Source organism: Niallia circulans NBRC 13626 (genome assembly GCF_001591585.1).
Taxonomy (GTDB): domain Bacteria; phylum Bacillota; class Bacilli; order Bacillales; family Cytobacillaceae; genus Niallia; species Niallia circulans.
In genome coordinates this window covers 67889-83395 of record NZ_BCVE01000017.1, presented here as the reverse complement: position 1 = coordinate 83395, position 15507 = coordinate 67889, and the positions used below count along the sequence as shown (strand labels likewise).

At 34.8% G+C, this 15507-nt stretch carries 17 protein-coding genes, 1 pseudogene and 1 other annotated feature; of the genes and pseudogenes, 13 read left to right on the top strand and 5 right to left on the bottom strand.

The genetic code is table 11. The annotated features are described in order from the left end of the window. Positions 1–28: 28 nt before the first annotated feature. The 5 genes from BCI01S_RS18200 to BCI01S_RS18185 all read left to right on the top strand — a co-directional run bounded on the left by BCI01S_RS18200 (position 29) and on the right by BCI01S_RS18185 (position 4224). On the top strand, positions 29–340 hold the full coding sequence (locus BCI01S_RS18200; RefSeq protein ID WP_047940197.1) for a hypothetical protein: 312 nt from the start codon (positions 29–31) through the stop codon (positions 338–340). A 219-nt stretch (positions 341–559) separates the two neighbouring features. Beyond that, positions 560–1252 (top strand): response regulator transcription factor, encoded by a 693-nt coding sequence (locus tag BCI01S_RS18195; RefSeq protein WP_047940291.1) that lies wholly within the window; start codon positions 560–562, stop codon positions 1250–1252. Beyond that, positions 1230–3491, top strand: a complete 2262-nt coding sequence (locus BCI01S_RS18190; protein WP_061800547.1) for a histidine kinase dimerization/phospho-acceptor domain-containing protein — start codon at positions 1230–1232, stop codon at positions 3489–3491. Before BCI01S_RS18195 ends, BCI01S_RS18190 begins: the two co-directional genes overlap by 23 nt. 11 nt (positions 3492–3502) lie before the next feature. Continuing rightward, the gene (locus BCI01S_RS25370; RefSeq protein ID WP_156485459.1) at positions 3503–3673 is read left to right on the top strand and encodes a hypothetical protein; all 171 of its coding nucleotides are present in this window, start codon (positions 3503–3505) and stop codon (positions 3671–3673) included. A 119-nt stretch (positions 3674–3792) separates the two neighbouring features. Next, positions 3793–4224, top strand: a complete 432-nt coding sequence (locus tag BCI01S_RS18185; RefSeq protein ID WP_061800573.1) for an NUDIX hydrolase — start codon at positions 3793–3795, stop codon at positions 4222–4224. A 335-nt stretch (positions 4225–4559) separates the two neighbouring features. Here BCI01S_RS18185 and BCI01S_RS18180 read toward each other — a convergent pair whose 3' ends face one another. The 3 genes from BCI01S_RS18180 to BCI01S_RS18170 form a co-directional block, all read right to left on the bottom strand. Then, a complete protein-coding gene (locus tag BCI01S_RS18180; protein WP_061800545.1) occupies positions 4560–5063 on the bottom strand; it encodes a GNAT family N-acetyltransferase in 504 nt (167 codons plus the stop codon). A gap of 330 nt (positions 5064–5393) precedes the next feature. After that, entirely contained in the window at positions 5394–5645 is a 252-nt protein-coding gene (locus BCI01S_RS18175) for a YueH family protein (RefSeq protein ID WP_047940201.1), read from the bottom strand. 408 nt (positions 5646–6053) lie between these two features. After that, on the bottom strand, positions 6054–6242 hold the full coding sequence (locus tag BCI01S_RS18170) for a hypothetical protein (protein WP_061800543.1): 189 nt from the start codon (positions 6240–6242) through the stop codon (positions 6054–6056). A 358-nt stretch (positions 6243–6600) separates the two neighbouring features. On the opposite strand from BCI01S_RS18170, the gene BCI01S_RS18165 reads away from it, so the two are divergent. Then, the gene (locus BCI01S_RS18165; RefSeq protein WP_047940202.1) at positions 6601–6786 is read left to right on the top strand and encodes a DUF3934 family protein; all 186 of its coding nucleotides are present in this window, start codon (positions 6601–6603) and stop codon (positions 6784–6786) included. A gap of 406 nt (positions 6787–7192) precedes the next feature. Here the strand turns inward: BCI01S_RS18165 and BCI01S_RS18160 are convergent. After that, positions 7193–7720, bottom strand: a pseudogene (locus BCI01S_RS18160) (isochorismatase family protein). Positions 7721–7943: 223 nt separating this feature from the next. Here BCI01S_RS18160 and BCI01S_RS18155 point away from each other — a divergent pair. From BCI01S_RS18155 to BCI01S_RS18130, 6 genes are all read left to right on the top strand, one after another. Then, positions 7944–8414, top strand: coding sequence for a DinB family protein (locus BCI01S_RS18155; RefSeq protein ID WP_082810091.1), 471 nt, complete (start codon positions 7944–7946; stop codon positions 8412–8414). Between the two features lie 46 nt (positions 8415–8460). Continuing rightward, positions 8461–9276, top strand: coding sequence for an alpha/beta fold hydrolase (locus tag BCI01S_RS18150; RefSeq protein ID WP_061800541.1), 816 nt, complete (start codon positions 8461–8463; stop codon positions 9274–9276). A 237-nt stretch (positions 9277–9513) separates the two neighbouring features. After that, entirely contained in the window at positions 9514–10209 is a 696-nt protein-coding gene (locus tag BCI01S_RS18145; protein WP_047940206.1) for a TVP38/TMEM64 family protein, read from the top strand. A 119-nt stretch (positions 10210–10328) separates the two neighbouring features. Further along, positions 10329–10532 carry a hypothetical protein gene (locus BCI01S_RS18140; RefSeq protein ID WP_047940207.1) on the top strand — a complete coding sequence of 68 codons (204 nt, stop codon included), beginning with the start codon at positions 10329–10331 and terminating at the stop codon, positions 10530–10532. 83 nt (positions 10533–10615) lie between these two features. Continuing rightward, positions 10616–11083 (top strand): hypothetical protein, encoded by a 468-nt coding sequence (locus BCI01S_RS18135; protein ID WP_156485458.1) that lies wholly within the window; start codon positions 10616–10618, stop codon positions 11081–11083. Positions 11084–11432: 349 nt separating this feature from the next. After that, the gene (locus BCI01S_RS18130; RefSeq protein WP_061800567.1) at positions 11433–12290 is read left to right on the top strand and encodes an AraC family transcriptional regulator; all 858 of its coding nucleotides are present in this window, start codon (positions 11433–11435) and stop codon (positions 12288–12290) included. Positions 12291–13052: 762 nt separating this feature from the next. On the opposite strand, the gene BCI01S_RS18120 is transcribed toward BCI01S_RS18130, so the two are convergent. Beyond that, the gene (locus BCI01S_RS18120) at positions 13053–13361 is read right to left on the bottom strand and encodes a hypothetical protein (RefSeq protein WP_061800535.1); all 309 of its coding nucleotides are present in this window, start codon (positions 13359–13361) and stop codon (positions 13053–13055) included. A gap of 121 nt (positions 13362–13482) precedes the next feature. Beyond that, positions 13483–13696: a binding site (T-box leader), on the top strand. A 62-nt stretch (positions 13697–13758) separates the two neighbouring features. Between BCI01S_RS18120 and argS the strand changes: the two genes are divergently transcribed. After that, complete coding sequence (gene argS / locus BCI01S_RS18115) at positions 13759–15441, top strand: arginine--tRNA ligase (protein WP_047940213.1); 1683 nt, start codon at positions 13759–13761, stop codon at positions 15439–15441. The last annotated feature ends 66 nt before the right edge of the window (positions 15442–15507 follow it).

Sequence of the window (15507 nt, the reverse complement as noted above, 5' to 3'; positions counted from 1 at the left end):
AAATAGAATTACAGTCAGGAGGAGAACAATGCCTCGCAAGGATGTAGAGATTAGTGAAGAAGTAGAAAAAAAAGAACCGACGAATATGAAAAAGGAGGAAGGAGAAGAAGATAAATTAAACCGGATGCTGGCAGCAGTAATGGAGTATATTTCCGATGATGAAGTGGAAGAAATCGACATTGAATACATATTGGATCAAACAGAAGGACTTCGCGACTGGTGGAATCAATACCGGGAGAAAAACCGCAAGCGCATGGAAAAAGAAATTAAAGAGTCATTAGGGGAATTGTCCCTTGAAGAATTGGAGAAGATTCGGGAACAAATAAAGGCAAAGCAATAGAAAAAAAGGTTTTCATCGTCGCTGATGAAAACCTTTTTAAATTTTTTTATTAAAAAAGCAGAAAAATGTGGATGTGATCAGCATATTCCTTTGATAGAATAAGAGAATCGAATTGGTAGATAAAATATTAAGAAATTCTTAAGAATTTTGCTTGGCAGATGTTAAGAAATTTTTTCTATGATAGAGACAGCGAAGAGAGAGAAAGCAGGTGGTTTTAAGGTGGAGAATGTCAATGTGCTCGTGGTGGATGATGAAAAAGAAATAAGAGATGCTATTGAAATATATCTTAAAAACGAAGGAATTACGGTGTTAAAAGCCAGTGATGGAATAGAGGCGTTGGAGATTTTAGTGGGAGAGACAGTTCATTTAATTTTAATGGATATTATGATGCCTAATTTAGATGGAATTTCGGCTACTTATAAAATTCGTGAGCAAAAAAATATTCCGATTATTATGCTGACAGCTAAAAGCGAGGATACAGATAAAATATTGGGATTACAAATAGGGGCAGATGATTATATCACCAAGCCATTTAATCCAATGGAGCTAGTTGCCCGAGTGAAATCGCAGTTGCGAAGATATGTAACACTTGGCACCTTTGATGGGGTGAAGAAAAAAATAGACCTTCATGGATTAACATTAGACCAGGAGGCGAAAGAAGTCGCCGTAAATGGAGAAAGTGTAAAGCTGACTCCGATCGAATATAAGATTGTTGTTTTGTTGATGAAAAATGCAGGCAGAGTATTCTCCATTGCAGAAATTTATGAAAGTGTTTGGAAAGAACCTGGATACAATGCCGAAAATACGGTAGCAGTACATATACGAAAAATACGTGAAAAAATTGAAGTGGATCCAAAAAATCCTCGCTTCTTAAAGGTGGTGTGGGGCATTGGCTACAAAATCGAGAAGTAAAGGCCTTTTTATTGTCTGGACACTGCTTATTACACTCGCGCTGAGTGGAATTGTATCTGTAGATATGTGGTTTAACCGTTATTTACACACGGATTTTTATCAAACATCGATATTTCAAGAAAGAATGCACTATTATAAGGATCTTCTAAGTGAAAATGAGTTATATTATATTCCGATTGAAGAGGCAAAGAAAAAAATAACCGTATCAGCTAAAGAAATAAATGAATATCGTTATTATTATGGTGATTTAAATGAACAAATTCAAAACATAAAAAGTCAGTATGAAGAGCAAATTCAGACCGCTAAAGAAACAGGAAGCTCAGAAGCAGAACAGCTATATACAGAAGAAAGAGATAAGAAAATCGCTGATATTACGAAAAATTTCCAAAGTGATGAATACGTAGAAGATAAGATTAAGAAAGAAAAAGCAAGACAATTAGATGAATACTATCAAGAATTACAGAATAGAGAATATGAGTATAAAGACTGGACTGATTCCTTCCTTTATTATTTTGAAAATAACAAAACAGGAGAAAAAGTAACAAATGTTAATCTTGCTCCGGGCGAAACAATTGAGAATAAGCTGAATCAGAAAAATACAAAATTTCTTGGCGATATCCATATAAATCCAAAGGATGAGTGGGAACAGCATTATATTTCTTTAGATTCTCCGTGGTATGAGTTTGGCGATCCCGATGCGGTTGCTATAGAAGTGTCTATTCTAAATAACATCAAGAAAAACATCGGCAGCTTTGAAGGAGTTATTGCTGTTCCTGACAATTTAAGTACTAAGAGTATGCTGCATAAAGACATGGATAATTATAAAACGCAACAAAAGCAAGTGATCTACTTTAGTGTTATTAGTATCATCAGCCTAGTTGCCAGCTGTATTCTCCTTTTAACTAAAAGAAGTATTTTAATACAATGGGAATACCCATTTTATAAGAAAATTCCAATTGATATCGGTATAATTTTTCTCCTTATAAGTTTAGCTGTTGCTATTATAGTTGTATGGGGAGTAAATGATCAAATAGAATTAAATTTATATAATGACGGCTCCTATTGGAAGGAAATTATTTTATTTGGCTGTTTAGCTTGGCTGTTTATATTCTTGTTCTTTATCCAAATGTCTCTATTATATAAGGAAATAGTAAAAGGCGATAAATCAATTTGGACAAAAACATTTGTTGGAAAATGTGTTAAAACAATCGGAAAACCAATGCTGCTATTATTTTCAAGTAGAAGTCCATTGACTAAATTAATCCTTTGTTTAATGATTGTTTTCGCGCTAGGATTTTGTTTAATGGCAGTGATTGTGGAACCATTTTTTGTGTTGTTCTTTCTTATTGCGGTCATAATTATCGGCATCCCAGCCATCCATTATTTAGTGAAAAATGCAAAGTCTCTAGGTCAGTTAGTTCTATATACAAAGGAAATCAGGAGCGGTCGAAAAGTAAGTGACTTAGATATAAAAGCATCTAGTGAACTTTCAGCATTAGCAAAGACAATCAATACACTAAAAAATGGCGTGATTTATTCTCAAAATGCTCAAGAAAAAAGCGAACGCCTAAAAACAGAGTTAATTACGAATGTTAGTCATGATTTGCGAACACCTTTAACATCAATCATCAATTATACGGAATTATTGAAGAATAAAAATCTATCTGAGGAAGAAAAAGAGGGCTATCTAGGTATTATCGATCGGAAATCCCAACGATTAAAAGTACTAATTGATGATTTATTCGAGGTTTCGAAAATGGTCAGCGGCAATGTGGAATTAAAGAAGGAAAAGATAGACTTAGTGCAGCTTTTACAGCAAGCGTTAGGTGAATATGATGAAACAATTAAAGCCACAACACTTGATTTTCGTGTAACCAATCAAGAACCGTCGATTTATGCAACTGTAGATGGGCAGAAGCTTTGGAGAGTATTTGATAATTTAATAGGCAATATTTTGAAATATTCTTTAGAGCATTCACGTGTCTATATTTCCATTAAACTAGAAAAAGACCAAGCTATTTTTCAGTTTAAAAATATATCTAAGTATGAGCTTGACGATAATCTTGATGAATTATATGAGCGTTTTAAACGCGGGGATACATCGAGGCATACAGAAGGATCAGGTCTAGGACTTGCGATTGCGAAATCAATCATGGATCTACACCAAGGCATGATGAAAATCGAGACAGATGGCGATCTATTTAAGGTTACGCTCGCATTAAATCTAAGCGATTTGTAGTGAAAAGAAGTATGAATAAAAAACAAGCAGCCAAGCTGTATGCCTTAATATTTCCGATTACTCGCAATAAAAAGACAGCAACAAAAATAGTAATGGAAATGCTTCAGGCCGATGATAACCTAGGAGAGAAAGAATTAGCCCGCAAAGCAGTTAATAGAGCCATTGAAATGGTGAAAAAATAAATACGAAAAAGTACTTTCTTTTCAACTAGAAAAGGAGGTATTTTTTCGTAGGAGAAATTTATGGTAAAATAATGGAAAGATTGCAAAAAATCGCAAAAAGAAGGGATGGGGGAAAGCAATTGACTCAAAATACACAACCGCAATATGCGCCGCCTAAACATATTGTTTCGACTGCTTCGATAGTCATCAATGAACAAAAGGAAATTTTATTAATCAAAGGACCCAAAAGAGGCTGGGAAATGCCAGGTGGCCAAGTGGAAGAGGGAGAGTCACTGAAAGCTGCTGCGATAAGAGAAACAAAAGAGGAATCAGGAATTGATATTGAAGTAATAAAATTTTGTGGAATCTTTCAAAATGTCAATGGTTCTATATGCAATACATTATTCTTAGCTAAACCGGTTGGCGGGGAATTTACTACATCACCAGAAAGTTTAGAAGTAGGATTTTTCCCTATTGAGGAAGCGCTCAACATGGTGAAATATAAGAATTTTAGACAAAGAATAGAATACTGTTTGGATGAGAAGCGACAACCTTTTTATGTGGAATTTTGAGAATGACATCGAAATAGATATAAATGGTGTCAAAATGCCCATAAAAGGTGGATGGTTTACTCCTCGCAGGATCAAGAAATCCCACCGAGATTAAACCATTTGCCGAAATTCATTCTTTTGATCGTTTATTGAGTTATTTTCCATAAGATAATAATCGTTATTTCAGAAATTAGAAGTAGACGTTTACTTACATAAGGATTCACACACCTTTTTTGAGTGAACCTGCTTGAATAAGCGGATATTTAAAAAAAGCTGAACCATCAGGTATGGAAAAAGGGGAATTGATGATTTCCCTTTTTCTATACTCTATTTACAATAAACTATTATCTATTTACCTATAAAACAAACACAAAATAAGCTTCTTCTTGCTCGGTATCCTCGAAATATTTAATGCCCATATATTGAAAACCAATTTTGCCAAGTACATCTAAGGAAGCCTTGTTCGCAATACTTGCAGAAGCATTTATTTTTTGGATATTCCCTTGCTCTTTTGCGAAGGTTAAACAGGCAATGCCAGCTTCTGTAGCGTACCCTTTATTCCAATTAGGTTTGGAGAAATGGAAAATAAGCTCAGCTTGATCAACGGAATCTTCCATATTAAAGCCTGCTGCTCCAATAACTTGATTGGTTGCCAAATCAATAACACCATAAACGGAGAGTCCAAAATCTTCTTGGCATTGCTGATAAAAGTCAATAACTTGAGGCAGTAATGCAGAGGAAGTGCTGCCGCCACAATATTTCATTACTTCCTCATTTCCCCAAAATTGTTCACATGCATCTATATCTTCTTTTGTTAATAAACGAAAACCTAATCGCTCACTTGTAAAAAGTAAATCCACTATAAAAACTCCTTTAAAAAATTCTATTGTCATTATAATCATTTTAGCGTATGGGAACCAATTCATGCAAAAGTAAATAAAAATACCAGAAGACCGCACAAGTGAAGATATCATTGAACGAAAAATAGAGGATAGGAAAAGTCACGAGGATAACAGATTATATACAATTAGAAAGATAGAATGGGGAAAGGAATTTTATCCTTCTTTTAACGGTTAGCAAGCATCAAACTATTGGAGGGAATTAGATGGGGAATTTGCTGTTAAATCAGAAAGTTACAACCAAACCATCAAGTGGGCGATGAACTTCCACTTGATGGAAGTTTTGATTTATTATGAAGTTTCATATTTACTAATAGAACTTGTGATACTTTCAGCTAGTTGGGAACAGTCACCTTCAAACATGTGAAAAGTTAAGGAATGTAGTAAATGGTCGAATTGATTGTGTGGAGATTCTGCATTGCTTATTTCGGTAGACCAATTAATTTTAGGGATGGAAATAACAAACGAATCAGTTGTTTTCATGATGTATAATTTCGTATCTTTTAGTCCATGTTGGGCAATATCTTCTAATAAAGTAATCATTTCAACAACCTCCCCCTATTTTTATTTCCATTATACTCCTTTTTTTCGACGTTTTTTTCCAATAATAGAATATTTAATAAAATTGTTAAAGAATTGTTATTTTTGAAATAAAAAGAGCAAGGTTCATTTACCAGTTAGTAGACAAAAAGATATTGGGGAAGTAGAATTGCATTTTTATGTATTGCTTGGAGTGAAGAGGGAAGACTCCCTATGGGAAAAGGGAGTTTCAGTCAGAGACCCTGCAGTTTAGCAGGCAAATCGCGGTTCATTCAGATTCAAAGAGATTAATAAATATACTTTACTCAAACTTTCATTTCCAAAATACAGGAGTTTGTCTACAGTTCTGGGTTGATTTTCATATGCTTTTTTCTTTTCATCGTAATGGATAATTAATTAGTTAAATTCCCATTATTTAAAAAACGGGATATTTTGGAAAAATGAAACGGTAAGAATTATTGTCAATAAAGAACCAGCAGATGTTAATAAAACGATTTTGCGATTGTTTTGTTCTTTTGATGGCTTCAAAAACTCATATATTTGTATAGACCATATAGCTATTGCTACTAATGCTATAATCAAGATAACGGTACTATTCATATTTTTCACTCCCCAAGATAGTTTTTTATTATATAATTTATCATTCGTAGAAGAGATGACTGTCTTACACAACTTATTACGTTTAGACCATTCTCGTCTTCATAAAAGTCATCCCCACCATGTTCTACGGATTTGATAGAAAAAAGGTTTCATTTTTTAGTGTCATGCTCGGCTATTGGGAAAACGTGTAAGTTGTAGGGAAGAGAAAGCACCAGAAATAAACTCTTGAAAAGGTTAATGTTTCAAACAATAGCAGACTGTTATATACTAATAGTTCATTATGTACGTTTTTTACCAGAATAAAAGGATAAGACTAATTAATGTTACGTAATATATTAGAAAAATCGGAGTTGATTTTATGAGTAAAGCAAAGGCTAAAGGTAAAGGCGGTACAGGCAGAGGAACAGATAAAAAAGGCTGGAATCGTTGGCAGGCTAGTGCCAATAAAGCAAAGAGTAACAAGCCTTATAAAAGCAAAGGGGTTAAAAATCGTAAAAATGCAGAAAATACTAGCAATCCTGCTTCAACCGAAAAAAATAATTAATCTCCATATTAAGAATTTTTTACTGAATAGATAAAGTAGCGATGCTTCCCTTAGGAAGGATCGCTTTGTTTTCTTGTCCAAGAAAATTCTCTATTGGAAATGTCATAACCATTTTGCTTTAATAATATGTTTGACGGATGGCATCTCAATAATTCCTTCTCCAGAAGTAAAATGTCCGCCAAAAGGTAATAAAATAAAAGGAATTTCAAGTTTTGTCCACTATTTGTATATGGAAGAGTTCTTAAAGTCTTTTTTTATATCAGAAAGCCAATTTACTTTAGGTGACCCTCCATATCCATCAATTAAGTATAATCTTTTCATTTATTTTTCCTAAACCATGATGTTAGAGTAATAAAAATAGCATGGAAAGTGCATAACATAGTGTATTGTTCGATCAAGTCTTTATTTATAATTTCAGTTCTTCATTTATGATTGTTAAAAACCGATTATTCCAAATAGATTCATGGTGGTTAATAATATCAACTGCATTTAAAATGGAGCTGTTAATGGTGCTATGAGTGTTTTGATAAAGGAGATTCTGCTGAAATCCCAAGCTATAGGCTGCTCTGATAGTAGTATCAAGACAAAACTCCGTTTGTGCACCAGCAAAAATAAGCTGTTCGATTTTCTTGCTTTTTAAATAATCCAAAAGTTCTGTTTGGTAAAATGCATCCCATTTAGATTTTCTAATTATCTTATCAGTAGTGGATAACAATAGATTATGATGGAGGTTCCAATCGTCCTTCCCCTCATAAAGCTCGGACTGTTCATTTGGATCTGTATGTTAGATAAAGATAACCTGAATATCTTTTTCGTGTGCTTGATTGATTAGTATATTGATGTTTTTTACTAGTTGAATTCTATCGAATAAATAATTTTCACGATGGTTAAAGAAAATTTCTTGCATGTCGATGATAATAAGTGCCTGTCTCATATAATTACACTTCCTGTTCGTTTCTTTTAAAGTATAGCAAATCGAAAAGGAGCTGGACAAGGACATTTAAGATGGAAGCGATCTAATAGACTTAAAACTTTGGATGGTTTGAATTTTTTCTTGATCAAAAAGTCGGAATTAACGAATATTTATATTGAACTTATGATAGATTCGTCTATAATATAAAAGCGAACATATATTCGTTGTAAGGAGGGAGTTAGTAGTGAATACCTATATTAATAGTGCACTAAATCAAATAGAAATAGCTTTAAAAACAACAATCCAAATGGTTGAAGTTATTGAAGAGGCGGACTTACAGAAAAAGCCAGCAAGTAATAAGCGCTCGATAGGTGAGCTTTTAGAGCACATAGCCGTTATTTGTAAGGCTGATTTAATGATATCGAACGGTGCAACACAAAAAGAGATGTATCAATATTATTCGAGTGTTGCATTATTAAGCATACAGGATGTCAAGAGTGCTATTGCAGAAAATTATAAAACTTTAAAAGATATTTATATGAATCTTACAGAAATAGAGTTACAAGAAAGGACTACAGCTTATTGGGGAGCGACCTATACAAGGTACGAGTGGTTGTTAGAAATAGTCGCACATATCTATCATCATAGAGCTCAATTACACACACTGCTTGTCTACTGTTATGAGAAAAACCTGAATATATCATTATTTGAGTAAGGAACTTCCATAGATACATACATTTTATTAATAGGGAGGAAGAAAGATGCCATACTGCAAAGTGAAAAATGCAAACATATATTACGAAGATATAGGAACTGGAATTCCCATTATCATGCTACATGGATTTACGCTAGATCATAGACTCTTGAGTGGGTGTATGGAGCCTGTTTTTAGAGAGAAAGATGGATGGAGAAGGATATATTTGGATTTACCTGGCATGGGGAAAACCATGGATTATGACTTAATCAGTAATTCCGATGAAATGTTAAAAGCAGTAGCAAGCTTTATAGAGACAAAGATTGCTAATCAACCTTTTCTGATTATAGGAGAATCCTATGGCGGCTACTTAACTAGAGGAATCAGCAAGCTTTATAAAGAGCAAATATTAGGCGCAGCATTCATTTGCCCGATGATTTTACCAGAAAAAGAAAAGAGAACACTTCCAGAACACACGATTGTTTATGCAGATAATGAATTTTTATCAAACTTAGTAGAAGAAGAACGTAACGATTTCAAAACCAATCAAGTAGTTTTAGATGAATACAATTGGATACGATATAAGGATGAAATTTTATCAGGATGCAATATAGCGAATACAGCATTTTTGAATAAAATTCAAAAGAACTACGGATTTTCCTTTCCAGTCGATGATGTCCTATTTCAAAAACCAACTGTCTTCTTACTAGGAAAACAAGATTCGGTAGTCGGATATGAAGATGCGTTTGCAATTTTAGGGAATTATCCCCGAGCAACATTTGCAATTTTAGATCGAGCCGGGCATAACTTGCAGATTGAACAGGCAAAGTTATTTACTGCGCTTATGAATGAATGGTTAGATAGGGTAGAAGAGGACATGTAGGAAAAAATAGTTTGATAGAATGGAAATAAAGTATAGTAAAAAAAGTAGTTATGTTTATGTAAAACTTAACTGCTTTTTATGTACTTACTTATTTTTTTAGGTAAGAAATAATCCCCCCCTGATTGAAAAATAGTAGAAACGGGTAGAAAAACAGATAATATAAAAAAACAAAAGGAAGAAATCTGTAGAAAATGAATCATCTAAGTGTACCACTCTTTAGAATATGACATATAATTTATGAAAAAGGTGATTTATATAAAACATTTTTGGAAGCCATTTACGTTTTTTGTGACAATCAGCCTCTTTATTATCTTTTTCCGATACACTGATATTTTTCAGGCGATTCGTGAAGGGGAGTTAAATTCAGTCACATCTGCATTTAAAGAGAATATTTCTTATGCACTTATTGTCAGTTTATTCCTTATGATTATTCAAAATAGCTTTACCGTTATTCCTTTAATTTTAGTAATTACCCTCAATTTTTACTCATTTGGCTTCATTTATGGCTTTCTATGGAGCTGGTTTTCTAGCATCATTTCTGCAATCATTATCTTCTTAGCCATTCGTTTTTGGTTCCAAGATTTTGTGATCAAAAAAGTGCAAAATCACCAAGAAATGTTAGATAAAATCGAACAAAAAGGGATGCGCTATGTGTTCTATGGAAGGGTTTTTCCGTTTTTTCCGACAAGTATTTTAAATATCATTGCTGGTATAAGCAAAATATCGATACGTCCTTTTACTATCGGTACAGCAATAGGTAATTTCTTTTACTTTTTTATCCTTGCGTTAATTCCTTATGGTGTATTCTCTACAGATATTAATCCATTAGCATTAATTGTAATTATTCTACTGATAACAGGGATTTTCTATTATTTCAGTAAAAAGAAGCCTTCCGTTATGGAAAGAGTAAAGGAAATAAGGAAAAGAGCATAAATTAATCTATCCGAAAGGTAGTTTGCTACTTTTCGGCTTTTTTAATTGAAAAAATATGAAACTATTTCCAATCAGCCTACGTATATAAAATAGAACAGCAAGTGAGGGAGGAATAAAGTATGTTTGGAATTATTATGTTGGTATTTGTGGCAATCGTCGTGGCTCAAATTTTTTCCCGCAAAGAAAAGACAAACAATATAAATAACCATCATTATCCGCCTTTTCAGGGAAATCCAGGAGATAGCTCACAAGCGTCTTTCTTTGATGGAGGAAATGACTGTGGATCCTCGTTTGATAGTGGAGGAAGCTGTGGGGGAGAATAAGAATAATATCGCTGGAATTTTCTATTTATAAAGAAAAATCGAAACTTTTCTGCAATATCAATCGTCCAATATATAAAAGAGGAATGAAAGGGGACAAAAAGGTTCACATGTTTATGGTGGTAACAATAATTGCTTTTATTTTTGCCTGTATTTGGGTTCTAATGGATACGATTTATTTTTCCAAGCCACCAAAACCTGAGGTATTATGGAAGAATAATAGAATTCCGACAACAATTGGTTCTAATTGCTGGCAAGGTTCATTAAAAGGATCTTGTGTTGATTATGTCTATGCATCTCCATGGGATATGGGGTTACAAAATGGTTCTGTGAAAGTGGAACCGAATTCAACGATTACCATCGATTTTAATAAAAAGCCATTAGCTGGATCTTTACAGGTTGCAGAAGTGTTTGAAGATGGAGAAGAGGAATTTATTAAAGTAGATAAAAATAAAATGACAGTGCCAGCCAAAAAAGGAACATATGTTTATATGATTTATGCTAAATGGGATCAAGGAACTCCCAATTATACGTTTTCTATTAGGGTCGAATAAGGTTGTCTAAACCTAGAGCTAGGGATAGACAGCCTATTTTATCGTGACGATACATATTTTATCTATAAAAAAGGAAGGGAAATGAATGAAAAATCATCCAATATTCAATTTGTTGATCACACTAGTGTTTTTAATATTATTTATTGCCAGTAAGAAGCTATTTGCCAATTACTTAGCAGCACTTATTATTTTGGTGCCTTTTTTTGTATTTACTTAGGGCGGTATATCCTTTCTTTAATCCGATATATTGATGAGAAGAAAACCAAGGATATATCTGTCAAAAGCAAGCATAAATGAACAGGAAAACCAACAGTAATCCATGTATGCTATTTTTAAGGATGTGATGAATGTGACATGGTTGGAAGGGTTACAAAAGGCATTAATATATATCGAAAATAATTTGGAAGAAAAGCTTGAAATTGAAGCGATTGCGCGTGTCGCAAATGTTTCAATATTTCACTTTCAACGAACATTTACAATCCTTACGGAAATACCAGTGGGAGAGTATATTAGGCGACGCAGACTATCAATGGCTGGTCAAAGCTTGCTTCATTCAAGAGAAAAGATAATCGATATTGCATTAAGATATGGATATGATACACCAGAAGCATTTACGAAAGCATATCGCAGACAGCATGGAGTTACACCAAGTGAAACGAGACGAGGAATTGGTAGTCTAAAAATATACAATCCACTAGTCATTCAAGTACAGCTGAAAGGGGCAGAACCAATGAAAGTAAAAGTAGTGGAGAAAGAGGCATTTACGATTGTCGGGATGAAAAAATCTTATACTTTTAAGGAAGATGAAAATCTCCGTGAGATTCCAAAACTCTGGGATGAAGTTAATAAGAATGGAACAGTGAACGAGCTTCTGATGCTGACTAGGGGAGAAATTCCAGGTGTTCTTGGCGTTTGTGTAGAGGAGTCAGAAGCAGCGGGTAAGGATATGGATTACTGGATAGCGGTTGCAACAGAGGATAAATCTGAAAAATATGCTCAGCTCGTTATTTCAGCATCCAAGTGGGCAGTTTTTGAGGTGCATGGACCAATGCCGCAAAGTATGCAGAAGGTTTGGAAGCAAATATATTCGGAATGGATGCCGTCCAGTGGTTATCAACAAGCAGGATTTATTTCCTTTGAACGCTATACAGATGATGATCCGTCAAGCGAAAATTGCTACTCTGAAATATGGATTCCAGTTAAATAACAAAAAGCGATGGAATGACTATGCGGGCATAGTGTCAAATTCCATCGTTTTTTTGATATTTAAGGATGATTGTTATAGGGGGGGATATGTCAGTTAAGAGAGAGGGATGCTAGACTTGGAGTATAGCAAGGAGATTCAGTATTTTAATAGATTGAAAACCATTTTATAGAGGAACCTAGGGGAAAGTGGTGTTCATAAAGGGGATGAAACCCCATAATTTTGAGGAAGCAAGGGAAAAAATGCGTTCATAAAGGGAATGAACACCATTATTTAAAGAAACCGGGGAAAAAAGGTGTTCATAAAGAAGATGAAAGCCATTATTTAGAGGAACCAAGGAAAAAGTTGCGTTCATAAAGGGGATGAACACCATTATTCAAAGGAACCAAGGGAAAAGTAGCGTTCAAAAGCACAGTAGTTTAGCCGACAAAACTAGATGCACCTCCATTGTTCCCGATAGGTGCATTTCCCTTTGCCTCCATGCACTACTCGTTATCTGTTGTAAAACTATTATTTGCTGATGATTGCCGCCAGTATCTGTATCTGCTGATGCACTGGCATTAGTAGGAGCTTGTCCTAACAAAGCTCTTTTCTCGGTAGGAGCGTCTCTATAAGATTCTTTCCCATGATGGATTAGCAGTAACCTTCGCAATCTGGCGAAAAAATAAACAAATAAGCATAGCGGAATAATATCAACAGCATAAAAAGGCAGCAACTAGAATTTCTCTAAATGGATGGAATCTAGTTGCTGCCTTTTTTCTGAAATCAATAATAGGGATAATATCCGTAAGTAGAATAAGCGGGATTATAGCCATATGGTTGTGAGTATGCTGGGAAATGCTGACCATAATTCCAATGGTGTTGAATAGCAGGGCTATGATGAAAAGGCGTATAAAATAGAGGGTTGCCTCCAGCAAAGCTAGCTGATGGTGTAACTGCACCAAGGGGGATAGCCCCGATTCCCACTGCGCCATGCCCCACGCCTGCAAAACCACCGGCTCCAACAGGACCAACTGCACCAATAGGACCAACGGCCCCAATATGTCTGTCAAAAGCTCGATTTTGAGTATTCATAAATGTTTCACCTCCTCCATTACTATATGTAAACGGAAATGATTGGCGCTTGTCTTTCTTTTATAAAAATAAAAAAGTATTGGATTCTTCCGAAAAGTGTGTGTATAATAAGAAAAAATATAGAAAATCGTAGAAAAAGAGAGTAGCTGGTTGTAAAGCAATAGCGAATTAGGGATGGTGGAAGCCTAATGTGGAGCAAGCAGTGAAACGCACTTTGGAGATATCATGCTGAAAAGGAGTAGGCATGATCGGTAACAGGCCGTTAACTGATTTAAGTGGTTATGAAAATAACAATTAGAGTGGTACCGCGGGAATTATAAGCTCTCGCCTCTTCGTATGAAGGGGCGGGAGTTTTTTTATTTTATTAAAATATCTAATATAGAAAAGGAGAATATAGATGAACATCAAATCAGAACTAGCAAACGTATTAGCAACACAATTAGATGTAGAATTATCACCAGAAACGATTGAACAGTTATTGGAAAAACCGAAATATGATCATTTAGGAGATCTCGCTTTTCCTTGTTTTACACTTGCCAAAAAATTGCGGAAAGCACCTACGTTAATTGCGGAAGAGTTTTCTCAAAAGATAGAATCTCCGCTGATTGATCATGTCGAAGTGGTAGGAGCTTATATTAATATTTTTTTAAATCAGCAATTAATTGCCTCTAAAGTAATCAAGGAGGTTCTCGAACAAAAGGAGCATTATGGGGATTTACCTACGAATAAAGGAGTCATGACAATTGATTTGTCTTCACCTAATATTGCAAAGCCGTTTTCCATGGGGCATTTGCGTTCCACTGTTATCGGCAATGCTCTTGGCCTTATTGCCGAGAAAAATGGCTACACACCGATTCGCATTAATCATCTTGGTGATTGGGGGACCCAGTTTGGTAAATTAATCGTCGCCTATAAACGATGGGGAAACGAAGAGGAAGTGCAGAAGAATCCTATTAAAGAATTATTAAAGCTGTACGTGAAGTTTCATGAAAAAGCAGATGAAGACCCCTCGCTAAATGAAGAAGGGAGAAAATGGTTTAACTATCTAGAACAGGGAAATGAAGAAGCCATTAATCTTTGGAAATGGTTTCGAAAAGAATCGTTAGAAGAGTTTAATAAAATCTATCAACTATTAGGAATTACATTTGATTCAAATGATGGCGAAGCTTTTTTTAACGACAAGATGGGAAGGGTTGTCGAGTTATTAAAGGAGAAGCAGCTTTTAGTAGAATCAGAAGGGGCACAAGTAGTAGAGCTTGAAGACTTCCCACCGTGTTTAATCAAAAAGAGAGACGGTGCGACACTTTATGCCACACGGGATTTAGCTGCAGCGATCTATCGTCAAGAAAACTATCATTTTGTGAAAAGTTTATACGTAGTAGGAAATGAACAAACTCTCCATTTTAAGCAGCTATTTCAAGTGTTAGAGAAAATGGGCTATGATTGGGCAGAAGGGATGGCTCATATTCCATTTGGTATGATGCTGAAAGACGGCAAGAAGATGTCAACGAGAAAAGGGAAAGTTGTTTTATTAGAAGAAGTGCTTCAAGCAGCTATTCAATTAGCGGAGAAAAATATCGAAGAAAAAAACCCTTCTCTTGAAAATAAAGAAGAAGTGGCAAAACAAGTAGGAACAGGAGCAATTATCTTTCATGACTTAAAGCATTATCGCCTAACAGATATTGAGTTTTCTCTAGAAGATATGTTGAAGTTTGAAGGAGAAACAGGACCATATATCCAATACACACATGCAAGAGCCTGTTCCTTACTGCGGAAAGGTAATTTCTTCCCACCAGCTAATATAGACCAATTACAATGGGATCAGCTAAGTTTTCCAATTGTAAAGCTTTTAATGGACTTTCCGACAATTGTGGAAAAGGCGATTGTGCAATATGATCCTTCTGAAGTGGCAAAGTACGTTATTGATTTAGCAAAAACATTTAATAAGTATTATGCGCATGTTCAAATTTTAGAGGAAAATAGCGGAAAAGAAGCGAGACTTTCTCTCGTATATGCTGTAACACTTGTTTTGAAAGAAGGCTTAAGATTACTAGGAATTGCCGCACCAGAGGCAATGTAATAGAAAGATAAACCCCTTGATTAAAGATGAATTATTTTGGCTAAAATGGGGAATAGGTCATTTAAA